The 17,602-nt window shown below is 44.8% G+C and carries 13 protein-coding genes; 1 reads left to right on the top strand and 12 read right to left on the bottom strand.

The window, feature by feature from the left end; genetic code table 11:
* Positions 1 to 47: 47 nt before the first annotated feature.
* From ASL11_RS05210 to pdhA, 10 genes are all read right to left on the bottom strand, one after another.
* On the bottom strand, positions 48 to 1,274 hold the full coding sequence (locus tag ASL11_RS05210) for an extracellular solute-binding protein (protein ID WP_056610521.1): 1,227 nt from the start codon (positions 1,272 to 1,274) through the stop codon (positions 48 to 50).
* A 100-nt stretch (positions 1,275 to 1,374) separates the two neighbouring features.
* Entirely contained in the window at positions 1,375 to 3,042 is a 1,668-nt protein-coding gene (locus ASL11_RS05205) for an ABC transporter permease (RefSeq protein ID WP_235550386.1), read from the bottom strand.
* Entirely contained in the window at positions 3,029 to 4,129 is a 1,101-nt protein-coding gene (locus ASL11_RS05200; RefSeq protein ID WP_056610515.1) for an ABC transporter ATP-binding protein, read from the bottom strand. The genes ASL11_RS05205 and ASL11_RS05200 overlap by 14 nt, the downstream gene beginning before the upstream one ends.
* Positions 4,130 to 4,202: 73 nt before the next feature.
* On the bottom strand, positions 4,203 to 5,264 hold the full coding sequence (locus ASL11_RS05195) for an ABC transporter substrate-binding protein (RefSeq protein WP_056610512.1): 1,062 nt from the start codon (positions 5,262 to 5,264) through the stop codon (positions 4,203 to 4,205).
* Between the two features lie 157 nt (positions 5,265 to 5,421).
* Positions 5,422 to 7,023, bottom strand: coding sequence for a response regulator (locus ASL11_RS05190; protein ID WP_056610509.1), 1,602 nt, complete (start codon positions 7,021 to 7,023; stop codon positions 5,422 to 5,424).
* On the bottom strand, positions 7,016 to 8,830 hold the full coding sequence (locus ASL11_RS05185) for a sensor histidine kinase (RefSeq protein ID WP_056610506.1): 1,815 nt from the start codon (positions 8,828 to 8,830) through the stop codon (positions 7,016 to 7,018). Before ASL11_RS05185 ends, ASL11_RS05190 begins: the two co-directional genes overlap by 8 nt.
* A gap of 189 nt (positions 8,831 to 9,019) precedes the next feature.
* Positions 9,020 to 10,435 carry a dihydrolipoyl dehydrogenase gene (gene lpdA, locus ASL11_RS05180; RefSeq protein ID WP_056610503.1) on the bottom strand — a complete coding sequence of 472 codons (1,416 nt, stop codon included), beginning with the start codon at positions 10,433 to 10,435 and terminating at the stop codon, positions 9,020 to 9,022.
* Positions 10,436 to 10,439: 4 nt separating this feature from the next.
* The gene (locus ASL11_RS05175; protein ID WP_056610500.1) at positions 10,440 to 11,780 is read right to left on the bottom strand and encodes a dihydrolipoamide acetyltransferase family protein; all 1,341 of its coding nucleotides are present in this window, start codon (positions 11,778 to 11,780) and stop codon (positions 10,440 to 10,442) included.
* Positions 11,781 to 11,814: 34 nt separating this feature from the next.
* Complete coding sequence (locus tag ASL11_RS05170; RefSeq protein WP_056610497.1) at positions 11,815 to 12,795, bottom strand: alpha-ketoacid dehydrogenase subunit beta; 981 nt, start codon at positions 12,793 to 12,795, stop codon at positions 11,815 to 11,817.
* 47 nt (positions 12,796 to 12,842) lie between these two features.
* Complete coding sequence (gene pdhA, locus ASL11_RS05165; protein WP_056610495.1) at positions 12,843 to 13,925, bottom strand: pyruvate dehydrogenase (acetyl-transferring) E1 component subunit alpha; 1,083 nt, start codon at positions 13,923 to 13,925, stop codon at positions 12,843 to 12,845.
* A gap of 218 nt (positions 13,926 to 14,143) precedes the next feature.
* Between pdhA and ASL11_RS05160 the strand changes: the two genes are divergently transcribed.
* Complete coding sequence (locus tag ASL11_RS05160; RefSeq protein WP_056610493.1) at positions 14,144 to 14,875, top strand: alpha/beta hydrolase; 732 nt, start codon at positions 14,144 to 14,146, stop codon at positions 14,873 to 14,875.
* On the opposite strand, the gene ASL11_RS05155 is transcribed toward ASL11_RS05160, so the two are convergent.
* Positions 14,867 to 15,688 (bottom strand): lipoate--protein ligase family protein, encoded by an 822-nt coding sequence (locus ASL11_RS05155; RefSeq protein WP_235550385.1) that lies wholly within the window; start codon positions 15,686 to 15,688, stop codon positions 14,867 to 14,869. The two genes, ASL11_RS05160 and ASL11_RS05155, sit on opposite strands and share 9 nt — an antisense overlap.
* Positions 15,689 to 15,762: 74 nt before the next feature.
* On the bottom strand, positions 15,763 to 17,583 hold the full coding sequence (locus ASL11_RS05150; protein ID WP_056610491.1) for a peptidoglycan D,D-transpeptidase FtsI family protein: 1,821 nt from the start codon (positions 17,581 to 17,583) through the stop codon (positions 15,763 to 15,765).
* Positions 17,584 to 17,602 lie beyond the last annotated feature (19 nt).

Genomic DNA, 17,602 nt, shown 5'->3' with positions numbered 1-17,602 from the left:
CCACCTTTCTCTCATGTATGCGTGCATTCTTCATTCTATTTGCGAGGTCAATTCCCGAATTCATCCTCAAAATGTGCTTCCTTTACAAGTTTTGGCTCTTGTTCCAATTGCTCCAGAAGGGATTGCGTATATTCCCAGCGTTCGAAGTCGCCCTTAGCGGGCCTCTTTGCTGAGAACATACGTACCGAATCAAGAATCATCTTTTGACTCGTACTCCATTGCCCTTCTTCTTGCAGTTTCATTAGGACATCGGACCGCGAAGGAATTAGACCACTACTACGCCATAAAGAATCTTGCGTCTTCTCATGGATCATATAAGAAATAAAGCTGTTTGCCGCCTTCACTTTGGTTTCAGAAGAGTTTAAAACAATCAACCCATCGATGCTTGGCACAATTCCCTGTTGTTCCTGCCTGGGTAACCGCTGGGCATTATATTTGAACTTACCGCCAATATATCGTTCTACCGTTTGCAACTGTTCAGAAGAGCTTATGAATAAACCGATTTTCCCATTAATGAAATCACTTGCAGCCCGACGATGAGTGAGCGGCTTCATAATATTCAAGCTATGAACCCACTCTCCCCACATCGAAATAGCAGAGTCGAACTTAGCATTTTCATCGGGATTCCCATTGCTCGCCTCTACGTTTAAGCTCCCCAAATACCACGGCACTTCTTTGTCGAAGGCAATTCCCCAATGCCCTTTGTTAACGCCATCGTTCCCAATCGAGTTTGTTTCTATTGCAGCATTCACTACTTCACTCCACCCCGAAAACGAACCGTTTTGAGAGTTCTTCATCAGTTCCTCCCGGTAATAAAGCAACGGTATGCTCCCGCCGATCGGCACAGCCCAATCTAGGTCCGAATAGTGGAAGGGCTCTGTGAACGTAGGCTGCAGTTTCTTCCATTCTGGTATAGATAGATTATCTACGGGAAACACCGCCCCGGCATCCACTAACTGGCCAATTCCATAAAAGCTTTTAATTTCAGCAAGCTGTGGCGCCGCATTAGCGGAAATAGCCGCCATCAACTCCGTAAATAAATGATCACTCGAGCGGAAGTATCTCACATCCACATCGATATTAGGATACGTTTGCTGAAACTCATTAATAGAGGTTTCCAAGTCTTGACTGTAAACCCAAATGGAAAGGGCGGTTCCACTAACAAATTCTCCGCTCGTAGTATTCGATTTCTTATGATTAAACATAAAAGAAGTTACAATTATAAGGATCAGTTGTATCGCTATGCTCCAAATTATCCATCTGTTTAGCTTCATTTTTCCTCCCGGTAAGCTCATCATGACAATCTTTTTCATTGTAGCACGACAAGTTCCTGAAAACATGAGCCTTCATGAAAGACGCTTATCACGTAAGCCGTTACAACTGCAGCCCCTTCTTGCTAAGCTTATTAGCTATGATCAAGGAGATTAGCGTGGTAAGGGACAAGATCGATGCCAGGGCCGCACCTGTACCGTAGTTAGCGGTAAATACTTCGCTGTAAATCGTCACCGTAATGGTTGCTGTCGCCCCGTAGTAAAGAACAATCGTAGAACTTAACTCATTAATGGTCGTTACCCAACTCAGAATGGCTCCGGACAATACACCGGGTGCCATCAAACGTCCCGTTGTCTTGAAGAATGTCTTCATCGGCGGAACACCAAGGCTGATTGAAGCTTCTTCTACGCTGCGATCCAATTGATACAAGATTGCCGTACTGGAACGAATCGTGTATGGCAGCTTACGCACCACATAAGCGATGACCAGAATGACCCATGTCCCTGTTAGTACGACAGGAGGCTTATTAAAAGCAATGATCATGCTGATCCCCAGAACAGTTCCCGGCATGACATAAGGTATCATGATCAAGGAATCGAGCATCGCCGTTAACTTCGATTTCCTACGCACCAACACGTAGGCTACGAGCATCCCCATCACGACCATGATCACGATGGATATTAAGGAGTAGGTGTACGTATTTAAGATCGCCTTAGGTACGCGGAACAAAATTTCTTTATAACTATCTAAACTAAATCCATTTTGAAATACCGGTCCCTTCGTTTTGATGAAGGAGGTTACAATGACCGTCGCCTGAGGAATAATCGATACACAAGCGACCAACAGAGCAAAGCCAGTAAATAGCCATTTCTTCATCGGCCCCAGAATTTCCACTTTCGGTGTACGCATACCCGTCATCGTATAATTTTTGCGGGAGACAAAGTATCGTTGAAGAAATAGAATACTCGTAGAACAAACAATTAGGATCACACTTAACGTACTAGCCATGGCGGGGTTCCCACCCATCTCACTTATGAACTGCTCGTAAGCTAAGATTGGGAGTACTTTGAAACCTTGGCCTAGCAGCATCGGTGTACCAAAATCTGCAAACGATGCCATAAACACCATTAATGCACCAGCTGACAATGTAGGAAAAATCAACGGAATCGTAACGGTACGCAGCCTGTGGAAGCTTGAACGTCCCAAACTTTCTGCCGCCTCTTCGAGCGAAGTGTCAATTGTTTTCAGTGCACCTGAAACATATAAATAAATATGTGGATAGAACTGAAGGGTAAAGACGAAAACAATGCCCTTCCATCCATATATGGAGGTAAATGGAATCCCGATATCATGCATGAAACGTGTTAAAAAGCCGTTATTGCCTAACATCAAAATCCAAGAATACGCTCCGATAAAAGGAGGGGAAAGTAGGGACATAATAACAAGAATTTGAATAATACCTTTAAATTTCACATTGTAGCGAGTTGTAATATACGCAAGCGGAACTCCTATTAGGATCGAGAACACAGTTGTAAATACGGATACCTTTAAACTGTTCCAAAGCGCACTGTAATAATACTTCAGCTTAATAAAGTTCGCGTAATTAGCTAATGAGAACATCCCCTGGTCATTAAAAAAGCTGTTGAACAGCAAGGAGAATAACGGGTATACAATAAAAGCGAGTAGAAAAAGATATACAAATAGCGTTACCCAGGACCAGAAGTCCCATTGCTTGAAGGAGAACCACCGGCTTTTCTTAACGGTTTGCACGGTAGACCGCCTCCTTACCGCTTTCATCAAACATCGTTGCTTTGTCCAGCTGCAAATTCACATAAACAACCTGTTTCACCTTGCGCAGCTGATGGGGTTCAACAGCATGCTCTTGAACGTCGATCACAAAACCATTTGGAAGCTCGATTAAATAGCTTACTTTTTCGCCAAGGAAAGTAACGGATTTGACAGTACCTCGAATCAAATTCTCGCCTGTGTTCTCGGATTCAAGACGTATACGTTCTGGACGCAGCGAGAACATCGATTTCCCTTCGTATGGCTTCAAGAGAGGTAACCGGAAGGACGTTCCGAGCAATTGAATCTCTGCTTCGTTTTGATCGCTGCTAGTGCCGCGGCACTCGGCCTCGATAAAGTTCGATGTACCGATAAAATTAGCTACAAATTGGTTGGCCGGATAGGCATAAATGTCCTCTGGAGGAGCAATTTGTTGAATGATACCTTCGCTCATTACGGCAATGCGGTCGGAAACAGCCAAAGCTTCTTCTTGATCATGCGTTACATAAATCGTTGTAATGTTCAGTTCCTTTTGCAGCCTACGGATGTCCGATCTCATCTTGATACGTAATTTGGCGTCAAGGTTGGACAACGGTTCGTCCATTAACAGTAAGCCTGGACGAATAACGATAGCCCGTGCCAAAGCAATACGTTGCTGCTGACCACCGCTCATATTAGAAGGAACACGATCTCGCAAGTGCTGTAGCTGAACCATCTCCAACGCTTCCATTACGCGCTGTTCCGTTTCTTTTTTATTCACATTCCGAGCCTTTAATCCATAAGCCACATTTTCAAAGACGGTCATATGTGGGAAAATCGCATAGTTTTGAAAAACCATTCCAATGTTTCTTTCATGCGTCGGCACATCATTTATCTTACGATCGCCGAAGTAGATATCGCCTTCTTCTTGACGGTAGAAGCCAGCAATTGTCCGCAATAGCGTTGTTTTTCCGCATCCGCTTGGTCCAAGTAAAGTGAAGAATTCCCCTTCTTGGATTGTTAAATGAGCATCATTGACCGCCTTGGCGGTTCCGAAATATTTGGTCACGTGGTCAAAGACGATTTTTTGCATGTTATTTACCTCCAATGTCTAAGAAAAAGGTGCCTAGACCGTTAAAGTAAGGCACCGCTCATTTGATCAAATCTTATTCTTGTCCTGATACAATTTTGCCAAAACGTTTAATATTTTCGTCTTTCTTGGTGGAAGCCCAATCAAAATCATAGTCGACGAGCTTGATATCCTTGGCTTGTGCGATACCTTGAATCACTTCAGCATCCTTACGAACGGAACGGCGTTTGAATTCCTTTTGAATGAGAGACTGCACGTCTTTACCTACTAGGAAATCGATAAATTTCTTCGCATCTTCCATATTTTTAGCACCTTTGATGATTGCAGCTCCATCAGGTACAGCTGAAGTTCCTTCGGTTGGATAAATAATGCCGACTTTTGCACCACCTTCAACATAACGATAAGCGGCTTCCTCGAGTGTAACTCCAAGCGCAAATTCTTTGTCAGCTACCCCTTTATAAACCTGGCCGGAACCTGACAATACTTTACCATCCAGGTTGGTTACAAACTTCTTAATAAAACCCCACCCTTGGTCTTTTCCGTTTGCTGTCAGCATGGTGATTAATTGCGTATAGGAAGAACCGGACTTTGCAGGATCCGCATAAGCAATCTTCCCTTTCCATTTCGGATCCGTCAGATCTGTCCAGCCCTTAGGCTCTTCACCTGCTTTAACCAGTTCTTTGTTATACATGATGATCATTGGCAGTGCAGCAAATGGTGTCCACACATTGTTTTTATCTACATATTGCGGAGAAATATTGTCGTATTCTTTTGTTTTATAAGGTTCAAAATATTTTTTATACGCTTCGAGAGAATCGGCACCGCCAGCCCAAAACACATCGCCCAGCGGATTGGTAGCTTCAGCTTGTACACGTTTCAAGAGATCACCTGTACCACCGGAAATCAACTGTACCTCAATGCCTGTACGATCCTGAAACTCCTTAATAATTGGGTTATTGAGCTCAGCTGCATTCGGGGAGTACAAGGTAAGCTTACCGCTCGTCTTTGATGAGGATTGACTAGTCGCAGGTTGTCCAGAAGTTTCAGTCGGTTTCGCTGCTGGGGTCTCTTTGGCACCGCATCCGATCAAAGAACCGACAAGCAACAAGGATAAAAGACTGGTTAGTGATTTTTTCATTTTGTTAACCCTCCATATGTTTTGTGTCTTTATCTTTCTAGTTTTACTATACGTTCAAATGTAAGCACTCTCAATGTGACGAATTTTCGTATTTGTTGAAATTTTTGTTCAAAATAAAAACCCCACCAAGTCATGCAGTGGAGTTTTCATATTATGCCTATAGAGGAAGGGACTCAATCCCAAGCCGTTTGCGAAACTCTGTAGGAGTCTCCCCCGTATACTTGCGAAATAGTTGACTGAAATATCGCGGATCTTGATAACCGACTTGTACGGAGACCTCATAAATTTTAAGACGGGGATTCGTCAGCAACTCCTTGGCTTGTCGTACGCGAATCAAAGTCACGTATTCGAGAAAGCTGGTTCCAACCTGCTTTTTAAACAACCTGCTAAAGTAGCTTTCACTCATATGATAGCGCTCCGCGATACCTTGCAGAGAAATATCCTCAGCGTAATGTTCTCGGATAAACAGCTCGATCTCCTCGAACCCGCTCTTCTTTTGAGGATCTGATTGCTCCACACATTGCCGGTTCCACTCAAATAACGCATCGTTTAAGCGAATCAACCATTGTTCCAGCGAATCATCCACTCGTTCAATTGATGTTAAAAGAAAACCACTATCGATAACTATGTTATGCAATTCGTTATCTCGCAGCAGGAGCGAATTTAACGTTACGATAAATTCGAAAAAGCTTCTTCTTGCCTCCAATCCATCAGAATGGAGGTGTATGAGATGCGAATACCACAGCCGGGTTTGGGCTTCGATGGATGAAGCATTTCCCCATTTGACCAATTCGATCAAATCCTTCAACACGGTATGATTCACACTCGCAGTTTCTTGCTGCTGTTCAATGTCTTCAAACCATATGATTTTCTCGCCACCTAGAAAGACAGTTTGATACAAGGCCCGCATGGCTTGGATATAGGCAGTCGGAATCAAATCGATCGTTGTAAACGAATGGCTGACCGTTAGAACACATCTTTGTGCATAGGAAGATACTAACATCATTAGATTATCAAATAAGATCGCCAGATCGGCTCGTTCGACTTGACGATTGGCCAAAAGCGCATAACGCGTCTCGTTTATTCGCACTAAAGTAAGGGTGGACAGCTCTTTGATTCGTTCCTTGATCTGATCCCTAAGCTGGATGCTATCCGTACCCATGTCTTTAAGACCGTCCATTTGCAGCAATAAAACGCGATATGGAGGGATAACAACTCCTCCTTCTGTGCTTTCTATCCCAGTACCAAACTCTAACAACCATTCTCTTTCAAGCGTCCCCGCATAATCCAGCATAAGATCATAGAGAATCTTCTCTTCAATCAACGGCTGCTCCCAGCCATACTTAACCTTCATTCGTTCCTGTTGTAATTGCAATCGGCGATCCTCATCGAGCTTGGATGTAATGCGTCCAATGACTTGGATGAGCTCATCTGGATTGGTAGGCTTGAGCACAAAATCAGCAGCCCCCAGCTTAACTGCCTTTTGGGCATATATAAAATCATCGAAGCCAGTAAGAAATACAATTTTCACATGTGGCAGCAGCTCCGCCACTTTCTCAGCAAGCTGAATGCCATCCATCGCTGGCATCCGAATATCCGTCAGTAGGATGTCTGGCGGGTTAGCGATAATTCCTTCTAAACCGGCTTGTCCGTCCCTTGCTTCGCCAATCACGGTGCATTGCATTTCTTCCCAAGGAATTGTCAGTTTCAGCCCTTGTAGGACAAGCCACTCATCCTCCACTATGAATAGTTTATACACGATGATCCTCTCCTGAGCGCATAATGGGAATTTCGATAAGAATAATCGTTCCTTGCATGACCTCACTCTCGATTTCAAAACGATAGTTCGAGCCAAAGTAAAGCTGAAGCCGTTTGATCAAGTTTTCCAGTCCAATACCCGTACTCTGCTCACTATCCGATACGTATTTGCCGCTAAGGATACGCTCCACCATTTCGGATGACATCCCTACACCGTTGTCTCGAATTTCGAAGCTTACAAATCCCTCATCACGCCATCCTCTAATTGAAAGATGTCCTATTCCCGGTTTGATCTCTAATCCATGCGTGATGGCATTTTCCACGATTGGTTGAATCAACAGTTTGAGCGTATATAAGGATTCGATTTCTTCATCGATATCAATCTCGACTTCCAACTTATCCCCGTAACGCATCTGTTGAATCACAAGAAAGTTGCGAATTTGATACATATCTTCCTTAACTTGGATGAAAGGTTGCCCTTTGCGGATGCTAAACCGCAGCAACTCTCCAAGTGAAATAACTGTTTTACTAATATCCGTCATTTTATGAATACGTGCCATCCAATTGATCGAATCCAGTGCATTATAAAGAAAATGAGGGTTGAATTGGGCATGGATGGCTTTGATTTCAGCTTCCTTCAGCATTAATTGCTTCTTATAAACCTCATCGATCAACTGCTTGATCCGCTGTACCATTTTATTGAAACTGAGACCTAGCTGCCCGACTTCGTCTCTATATTTGGAAGAAAAGGCAACATCCATATTACCGTTTTCCACGAGATACATTAGCGATTTCAGCTTCCGCAGCGGATTCGTAATCGTTACCGATAACACATAGGCAACCCAGCAGGACACAACACCGAACAAGATCATAATAAATAACATCAAATTACGGATGCTGCTGCTCTCCTTTGTCAAAACGGCTACTGGCACAATACTAACGAGCTTGAAACCCGTAATCTCAGATGTATCGTAAACGACCATGACAGGAGCTGAATCTTTGCTGGTTGGTTCGAAAAATCCTTTGTTACCTGATAATACTTTATCTAAATAAGGTTCGTCTAACTTCGTACCCACGATATGCTTGGACGGCGTACTCGAAATGACATAGCCATTTCGATCTAACAGTAACATCTGTCCGCCAGGCTGCAAGTGGGCCTTGTTATACTTGTCAGCCAACGTATTCTCCATAATATCCACGATCATATAACCAAGCGGTTTGTTCGTTTCAATCTTCTTGAGCAGCCTGCCACTGCTTAAGACAATACCAAAATCCTCCGTCTTTTTCATGCTGTAATGCGTATCCCATATGATATTGCCTCCTGCTAGCCGCATTTTACGAAACAATCCCCAATTCAAGTTATAATCGTCGTATTGATTAGGAAGAAGGTTGCCGGTAAAATAACGATCCCCGTTCTCTCCAAGCAAGTAAATGGCAATATTCCAGTTTTTGAAGCCCAGAAAGGTATCCAGAATATCATTGACCCTTTTTTCATCCTGGTGCTTCTCTGCTAATGGTCTCCCCTGGTCCTTAGACAGTACATCTTGTATTTCTCTGTTGCTATAAATGTACATGGTCAATTGCTCGATATCTTTAACGAAATAATTCAAGCTGTAATTCACTTGAGACAAACTTTCAAGAATCGTCTTGCTCACTTGTGTTTGTACGACCTGTGACGATTTATAATAGGAAAAGGTTCCAAGAATGGATAAGGGGATAATTGCCAACGGAAGGAATAAAATAATGAGCTTTTTCTGAAGGCTTGTACCAAGTAAATAATTCTGAAATCGATCTCGTATGTTGGACATAACCTCACTCTTTCCGTGTGTTTGTAATCATAATTATCTTTATCCAAAGTCTTCTTTTCAATGACAATCGTACAGGACAATAGATCGGACTTCAACCCCCGCAGAAATTAAAAGAGTCCCGTAGAGTGGCTTTTCAGCCAAACTCCCGGGACTTTTATCTAAAGGCATCTAATAACCGTAATTAAAGAATTATTTGCCAAGTTGGTGAATCGGGTGTCCAAGTGCACCTTCAGCGGCATCCATAATCATTTCAGTCAATGTTGGATGTGCATGAATCGTAAGTGCGATATCTTCCAGGTTAGCGCCCATCTCAACAGCAAGCGCTAGCTCACCGATCAGATTCGAAGCTTCTGGTCCTACGATTTGTCCACCAAGCAATTGGCCTGTTTCTTTGTCACCGACAAGCTTTACGAAGCCTTGAGCCGCGTTCAAAGAGTTCGCACGTCCGTTAGCCGCATAAGGGAATTTACCAATGGTAACATTGATTCCTTGCGCTTTCGCTTCGGTTTCGCTTAGACCTACGCCAGCAATCTCCGGATCGGAGAATACGACAGCAGGCATTGCTTTGTAATCAACGATACTTGCGTGTCCAGCAATCGCTTCAGCCGCCACTTTAGCCTCATAGGAAGCTTTGTGTGCCAAGGAGAGACCAGGAACCACATCACCGATTGCAAAAATGTGAGGAATGCTCGTTCTACCTTGGTTATCGACTTCGATCAAACCGCGGTCTGTCATTTTCAAGTTAATCAGGTCTAGTCCAAGTTCGCCGTCTGTGTTCGGACGACGACCAACCGTTACAAGAACGTAATCTGCCGTGACTTGTTTCTCTTCGCCTTTAACTGTGAATGTAACCGTAACATCGTTGTCTGTTTTCGTACAGGATTGCGCTAACGCTTCGGTATGAACCTCTACGCCAACTTTCTCTAAGTTCTTAGCTACCAGCTTCGTTAATTCTTTCTCGAAGCCAGGAAGCACGTGATCAGAGCCTTCCAATACAGTCACTTTCGTACCGAATTTCGCATACGTTTGGCCAAGCTCGATCCCGATATAACCACCACCGATAACGATCATGCTTTTCGGGATTTCAGGCAAGTTCAACGCTTCTGTTGAAGAGATGATTCTTCCACCGTAAGGGAAAGCTTTCAACTCAATCGGACGGGAACCTGTTGCGATAATACAGTTTTTGAAACGGTAACGCGGTGCTTCTGCATCATTGAACACACGCGCTTCGTGCTCGTTGATAAACATCGCTTCACCTTGGAACGTTTGGATCTTGTTGCCTTTTAGCAAGCCGCTAACGCCACCTGTTTGTTTAGCAACAATGCTGTTTTTCCAAGCTTGTACCTTCGCAAAGTCCACTTTCACGTTCTCTACGGAGATCCCGATGCTATCGGCATGCTGAGCGTGCTCATACGTATGTGCTGCCGAGATCAAAGCTTTGGATGGGATACAGCCGCGGTTCAAACATACGCCGCCCCAAGCGTCTTTATCAACAATAAGAACACTTTGTCCAAGCTGTGCTGCGCGAATCGCAGCAACGTAACCGCCAGGACCCGCGCCGATAACCAACAAATCTATATCTAAAGAAGCATCTCCTACAACCATGATGTTACACCTCCAAGACGAGAAGCTCTGGATCAGCCAGAAGCTGTTTGATGTAGTTCAAGAAGCTTTGTGCTGTCGCTCCGTCAACGATACGGTGATCGAAACTCAAGGAAAGCGCCATTACGTGTCCAACAGCGATTTCACCGTTTTTCACAACTGGTTTTTCTGTGATACGGCCTGCACCTAAGATCGCAACTTCAGGGAAGTTGATTACCGGTGTGAAGAACATACCGCCAACAGACCCAATGTTCGTGATCGAAATGGTGCCGCCTTTCATTTCGTTCGGAGACAATTTGCCCTCGCGACCGCGCACAGCCAAATCCTTAATCGCTGCTGCGACGGACCATACGTTTTTACGGTCAGCATCATGGATAACAGGAACGAGCAAGCCGTTGTCTGTATCTGTTGCGATCCCGATGTTGTAGTACTTTTTGTAGACGATTTCTTGCTTCTCTTCGTCGATCATCGCGTTCATGACCGGGAATTGACGGCAAGCTGCAACCAATGCTTTCACGATGAAAGGAAGGTATGTCAGTTTCACGCCTTTTTTCTCTGCTAGAGGCTTCGTACGGTTACGAAGAGCGACAAGTGCCGACACGTCGATCTCATCCATCAATGTCACGTGCGGAGCCGTGTACACGGATTTAACCATCGCGTTCGCGATGATTTTACGGATGCCCTTGAACGGAATCCGTTCTTCGACGCGATCGCCAGATGTTACTACTTGCACTGATGACGCCGCAGGTGCCGCTGCTGTTTCGTCAGCTACTGGTGCTGCTGCATCTGTTGCTGCCGTAGCCGCTGTGCCAGCTCCTCCAAAGCCTTCCACGTCCTCGCGTGTTACGCGGCCGTGCTTCCCTGTAGGCGTCACCTCTGCGAGTGTGATGCCTTTCTCTCTTGCCAGCTTACGGACGCTAGGCGTCGCAAGCACTTCACGGCCCGCGCTACCTGTTGGCGCGGCTGCTGGTACAGCTGCTGCCGCAGGAGCTGCAGCTGGTGCTGCTACTGCTGCTGGCGCAGGTGCCGCAGCAGGTGGAGCTGCTACAGCCACGGCTGGTGCCGCGTGGCTGGAACCTTGATGCATTGAAGCCGCAGGCATCTCGCCTGTCACTTCAATCGTCATCACAAGCTCACCGATTGTGCAGACTTGTCCATCTTTGACTGCAACGCTGACGATCTTGCCTTCAACCGGACAAGGAACTTCAACGACTGCTTTATCATTCTGTACTTCCATAAGAATCGTTTCGTCAGTTACGGTGTCACCCGCTTTAACTAACATTTTCACGATCTCGCCTTCATGTATGCCTTCACCAAGCTCTGGGAACTTGTATTCAAACAATGCCACGTGTACGACCTCCTGTTACCTTCGACTGGGTGAATTAGAATTCAAGTACTTTCTTAATTCCAGCAATAACGCTTGCTGGACTTGGCAACCAAGCATCTTCGATCTGTGCAAATGGATACACCGTATCTGGTGGTGAAATACGTAGAACTGGCGCTTCCAGATGTAGAATCGCTTTTTCATTAATTTGAGCAATAACCTCTGCAGCTACTCCAGATGTTTTTTGCGCTTCTTGAACGATAATCGCGCGATTTGTTTTCTTAATGGAAGCGACAATGGTATCAATATCCAATGGAAGAAGTGTACGAAGGTCGATAACTTCGACTTTCACACCTTCTGTTTTTTCGATTTCTTCAGCGGCTTTCATGGATGTGTGTACCATTGCGCCGTAAGTAATGATTGTAACGTCTGAACCTTCTTTGACAACATTCGCTTTACCAAGTTCGACTGTATATTCGCCTTCTGGTACTTCGCCGCGGAACGCACGGTATAAGTTCAAATGCTCCATGAAGAAAACAGGGTCATTATCGCGAATAGCTGCAATTAGTAGTCCTTTCGCATCATAAGGATTGGAAGGAACAACAACTTTAATCCCTGGTGTTTGAACAAGTAGACCCTCAAGTGCATCAGTATGAAGCTCAGCCGCTTTTACCCCGCCGCCAAATGGCGTACGGAATACGATTGGGGAGTTATAACGACCGCCGGAACGGTAACGCATACGAGCTGCTTGCACGCAAATTTGGTCAAGTGCTTCGTAGATGAAACCTACGAATTGGATTTCAGCGATTGGGCGGAAGCCCTGTACGCCTAAACCAACCGCAAGTCCGCCGATTGCGGACTCAGCAAGAGGCGTATCGAATACGCGCTCTTCGCCGAATTCTTTTTGTAATCCTTCTGTTGCACGGAACACGCCACCAACATTACCAACGTCTTCACCGAACAAAATAACATTAGGATCTCTTTCTAATTCTACGCGCATCGCGTCTTTTATCGCTTGAATCATTGTCATTTGTGCCATGACTACTCTGTGCCTCCTAAAGTTAAAACTTGTTTCGAACGTTTGCTCTATTTATACAATTCTTTTTGTTCTTCCAAATGTGAAGGCGTAACTTCGAACATGGAGTCGATCAAACCAGCGACTGTCATCTTCTCTGTTTCTTCCGCTTTTTTGATGTGCTCAGCAACAGTAGCTTTCGCTTCTTCCTTCACTTTCGCTTCTTCTTCTTCGCTCCAAAGACCTTTTTTCGTCAAGAACAAACGCATACGTGTAAGCGGATCTCTTGGTTCCCAATCGGACTCTTCGTCTTTAGTACGGTATTTCGTCGTATCATCGGCCAAGGAATGTGGACGGAAACGGTATGTTAATGCTTCGATCAACGTAGCGCCTTCGCCTTTGCGTCCTCTTTCAGCAGCTTCTGTAACAGCTTGAACTACAGCTAGAACGTCCATGCCATCTACTTGCACGCCTTTGATACCCGCAGCAACGGATTTATGTGCAACAGAAAGTGCTCCTGTTTGTTTCGAATAAGGTGTTGTAATCGCGTAACCATTGTTTTGTACAAAGTAAATGACAGGCAATTTAAATGCGCCTGCAAAGTTCATACCTTCGTAGAAATCACCTTCAGAGCTTCCGCCGTCACCTGTGTATGTGATTGCTACACGCGGTTGGTTGCGTTTTTTGAAAGCCATCGCTACGCCTGTTGCGTGAAGAATTTGTGCGCCGATAATAATTTGTGGCATAAGTACGTGAACATCTTGCGGAATTTGTCCGCCATGTTGATGACCGCGGGAATACAAGAATGCTTGATAAAGCGGAAGACCGTGCCATACCAGTTGCGGCATATCGCGGTAACCAGGGCAAATGAAATCGTCTTTATTTAGGGCAAATTCACTACCGATCATGGATGCTTCTTGACCAGAAACCGGTGCATAGAAACCAAGACGGCCTTGACGACCAAGATTAACTGCTCTTTCATCCCATACGCGTGTGAATACCATTCTTCTCATTAATTCTTTTAATTGTTCATCGCTAAGCTTCGGCATTTTGTCGGGATTTACGACTGTGCCGTCTGGAGCAAGAACCTGCAATGGCTCAACCTTTTCTGTGGTCACTTCATAATTTGCTTGGCTGACAAGTGGCTTACTCATACCATTTCACCTCTTATATGATTTTGGTGCCTACTATCTGAACTTCTGTTATAGTATTATTATAATCCTGTTTTGGTGAATTGTACACCAGTAGTGGCGGGGTATCTCACCTTTTTTACTGTCAGTGAATAGTACAGTTTAACAAAATATATAATACAGTTTATAAGGAAACAACAACTGCTATAATACACCTACCCCAATTGAGAAGGAGATCCACGATGCTAGACGACTCCCGTTTGTATAAGCGTACTATTGTCAAAGATGAAGTCACCTCGAGCCTGCTTGGAGAAAATCGTCCCCTGCGGATCTATCTCCCCCCTGGTTATAACGAACTACTCTCTTATCCCGTTATTTACTGTCAAGATGGTGAACAGTTCTTTAATTTTGGCAGAATTGCTACAACCCTTACTCGTTTAATCTTAGATGAGGATTTAGAGCCTGCCATCGTAGTCGGTGTCGATGTGAATAATGTGAATCGGACATCCGAATATGCGCCTGAAGGAGAGCGTCATGATGTCTACTGTCAATTTTTCGCAGAGGAGCTTCTCCCTTATGTAGAAAGTCGTTATCCCGTCCGTACGGAGCGATCAGAACGCATTCTTGCAGGAGATTCACTTGGTGGAACAGTTTCCTTGCATCTCGCCTTAGATTATCCTAGCCTTTTTTGCCGAGTTATATCCTTGTCAGGCGCATTTTTCGACATAACCCGTGAAAGAATTAAACAAGAGGATGACTTATCTTGGCTTGAGATTTATATGTTAATCGGCACAGACGAAACTGACGTTACAACAGAGCGGGGTACCTTCGATTTCGTCCGGGAAAACAGACTGACGCACACGTTTTTGCAAGACAAAAATGCCACGCTTCACTATACAGAGAAACCTGGCAAGCATATATGGGGTTTTTGGCAAATTGAACTGCCAGAAGCGCTGCATTATTTTTTAGGATGAAATCGCATAGCGCTCCTTCATTAGCGTAATCATTTCATGTATCTGAGAATCGTCGGGATAGCCGGCGATTTCCTCAGCTTGAGCAAACGGAATGCCTCGATTGTTCATTTCCTGTCGCAGCTGCTCAACAAACAACTCTGCTGTTAATGGCAAGTGCAAACACTCCGCTAAGCTTGACATGCTTTCCTGAACCACAATCGGATAGTCATGTTTGGTTGATGATATGGCAGCTCTCTCATAAAAACCACGAGCTAATGCAGCCTTCTCCTCGCCGCGCCCTTCAACAATTAGAAAAGCTTGTACTGAAATAGCAAGCTGCTGTCTGCGTTGTGCAATACCGCAAAATTTACGCCCTCCAATACTCAGATCGAATTCTCCTGGGCAAAATGAACCAATAATTTCTCCTTGGTCAATTCGGTCCGTAATGGAAGCCATTACTTCTCGAATTACTCCGACCATTAGGTCGAAATCTTTGCGATGCTCCATATCTCCCGCTTCCTTCGGGAGCAGCAAAGAAATATTAACAACTCCCTTATCTAAGGGTACTGCCGCTCCACCAGAATTACGTACAGCTGTATCATAACCTTGGCTTCGCAGCCATTCGTCTGCATTCGCTGCGCTTGGCAATCGGCTATCTCTTAATCCCATAACGAACGCACGCGGGTGCCGCCAAATATGTAAGATGGGAGATGTTCCTTGCCCAATTGCACGGCATAAAAGCTCTTCTAAAGCAAAAGCATATAATATCGGTTTAGATTCGGTATCATTTGAACGATCTAGCAAGCGTAAAGTTGAAGGCAGTTGGGTCGCCATTATGTTAAGTCTCCTGAGTTTAGAATGTGTCATCAGCCTGGATAGCCAAATAGGCTTAACATCCATCATACCTGTTATTTGCTGTTTGACAACCCTTGGCTCGCCAAAATGTCCATGATCCCCTTAAATAAAGGAATCGCCTTATTACTTTCTGTTGGGTCTGTATTTTTGATTACGACAGAAACGGCATAACGAGGAGTCTCCACAGGTCCATAGCCAATGAACCATTGATTTACTTTCTCTTGATTACCATTTTGAATCTGCGCTGTCCCTGATTTACCCGCCAGCTTCCACTTCGCGCCTTGCAGACTTTGACCTGTTCCTTCTGTGACAACCTCCCTCATCCAACTCAGCAAAGTACGACTCGTTGCAGCTGATATTTTGCCATCATCAGAAGCTAAGCTTTTAACAGGAAATGCCTCCATCTCACGTCCCGTTTGATATTGGATTTCTTGCACAACTCTAGGGGTAAAACCCTTCCCATCATTCAACAAGGTCACAACCATATTCGAAGCCTGCAGTGGAGTCATTCTGACGTCCCTTTGACCAATTGCCGTTTGCATGAGAACCCCCTCATCATTCTCTGGGGTATGTGCAGCAAATAATTGCCCTCTCTCTTCGGAATCAAATTGTTCAAAAGCATCTCTCGTATCTGTTTTCCCTGTCCAGCCTACCTCATTAAGTACACCTAACTTATTGGCATATTTCTCTAATTGAGCGGCAGTTAGACGCCGCATGACATTCGCGAACACAATATTACACGATTGCGCATATCCCTCTTCTAAGGTTAAAGGTCCATGCCCATCTTTCCGCCAGCAAGTAAAGCCATACTTCCCGAGCGCCCCTTCACAATCAAACGTTTCCGTAGGTGTCACAACCTTCTCATCCAACGCTGCCGCGGCTACAATTGTTTTGAAAATCGAACCAGGAGCCGTCGCTTTGATTGCATAATTACTCCAATTATTACTGGCTAGATCTACTTGTAAAGGATTGTAGTTCGGCCTGCTCGCCATTGCGATAACATCGCCTTGTGCTGCCTCTTGCACAACTGCCGCTCCTTCGCGAATATTCAACTTATCCATTAGAGCTTCAATTTGCTGCTGCACATGGCTGTCTAAGGTCGTAATTAGCTTCACAGGGTAGAAAGAGTTATCCGGTGCAATCATCCGTGCGTCCAATCCCGCTAGAGGCCTCTTCCCCGCATCCGTGAAATAGGATATCGAGGTTTCACCCACACCCCGAAGCCATGCGTCGAACGATTTCTCAAGGCCTGCTCCGCCAATCTTCGAAGTCAGAGCAAGTCGCCCTTTTTCCAAATCTGAGCCGTAGAGTTGCATTACACGATCTGGATTTTGACCGATAAAGCCAACTAGCTGACGTGCTGTCATGCCAGTAGGATAGCGGTCTTCCATTTCAACTACCTTAATATTCGCTAAGCCTAACCCATCTATCTCCTTCACTTGTTGGGAACTCAACGAGAGTGCCTTCCCCCCATCTTGCGTCCCCCATACTTGCGGCTCTTTCAAATTACGAGCAAAGGATAACCAACCCTCTTTATTCGTCTTCAGAATACGTGCTAATTGGCTCACCTCCTGCCCATTCATCGCAAATTCGCTATTGATCGGGAAAGCGACCAGCGCTTTCACAATTTTGCCAGTCAATGGCTGTAGATTGCGATCTAATATCTCGCCTCTTCCACTCTCTAAGACAAGTGCGCGTTGCCTTTGAATCACGGAATTTTTCACCAAATTGATTCCTCGTGATGAATAGCTTTCCGTTGCGGCGATTTGGATCCAGAATAATTTACCGAATATACCTAGAAATACAAGCAGAATCAAAAAGAGCATCAAAAACATACGTCTCTTCTCCATCGATGATAATTGATTCTCACTCATGGTACGATCCCCTTTTATA

Origin of the sequence: Paenibacillus sp. Soil750 (assembly GCF_001428045.1) — a bacterium.
Lineage (GTDB): Bacteria > Bacillota > Bacilli > Paenibacillales > NBRC-103111 > Paenibacillus_E > Paenibacillus_E allorhizoplanae.
Note: the sequence above shows the minus strand (reverse complement) of the source record. Positions and strands in the feature narration are given on the sequence as shown.

What these genes read in the sequence shown, in the direction of transcription:
- ASL11_RS05210 (WP_056610521.1), bottom strand. Translation starts at nt 1,274, where the DNA reads ATGAAGCTAAACAGATGGATAATTTGGAGCATAGCGATACAACTGATC.
- ASL11_RS05200 (WP_056610515.1), bottom strand. Translation starts at nt 4,129, where the DNA reads ATGCAAAAAATCGTCTTTGACCACGTGACCAAATATTTCGGAACCGCC.
- ASL11_RS05195 (WP_056610512.1), bottom strand. Translation starts at nt 5,264, where the DNA reads ATGAAAAAATCACTAACCAGTCTTTTATCCTTGTTGCTTGTCGGTTCT.
- ASL11_RS05185 (WP_056610506.1), bottom strand. Translation starts at nt 8,830, where the DNA reads ATGTCCAACATACGAGATCGATTTCAGAATTATTTACTTGGTACAAGC.
- lpdA (WP_056610503.1), bottom strand. Translation starts at nt 10,435, where the DNA reads ATGGTTGTAGGAGATGCTTCTTTAGATATAGATTTGTTGGTTATCGGC.
- ASL11_RS05170 (WP_056610497.1), bottom strand. Translation starts at nt 12,795, where the DNA reads ATGGCACAAATGACAATGATTCAAGCGATAAAAGACGCGATGCGCGTA.
- pdhA (WP_056610495.1), bottom strand. Translation starts at nt 13,925, where the DNA reads ATGAGTAAGCCACTTGTCAGCCAAGCAAATTATGAAGTGACCACAGAA.
- ASL11_RS05160 (WP_056610493.1), top strand. Translation starts at nt 14,144, where the DNA reads ATGCTAGACGACTCCCGTTTGTATAAGCGTACTATTGTCAAAGATGAA.
- ASL11_RS05155 (WP_235550385.1), bottom strand. Translation starts at nt 15,688, where the DNA reads ATGGCGACCCAACTGCCTTCAACTTTACGCTTGCTAGATCGTTCAAAT.
- ASL11_RS05150 (WP_056610491.1), bottom strand. Translation starts at nt 17,583, where the DNA reads ATGAGTGAGAATCAATTATCATCGATGGAGAAGAGACGTATGTTTTTG.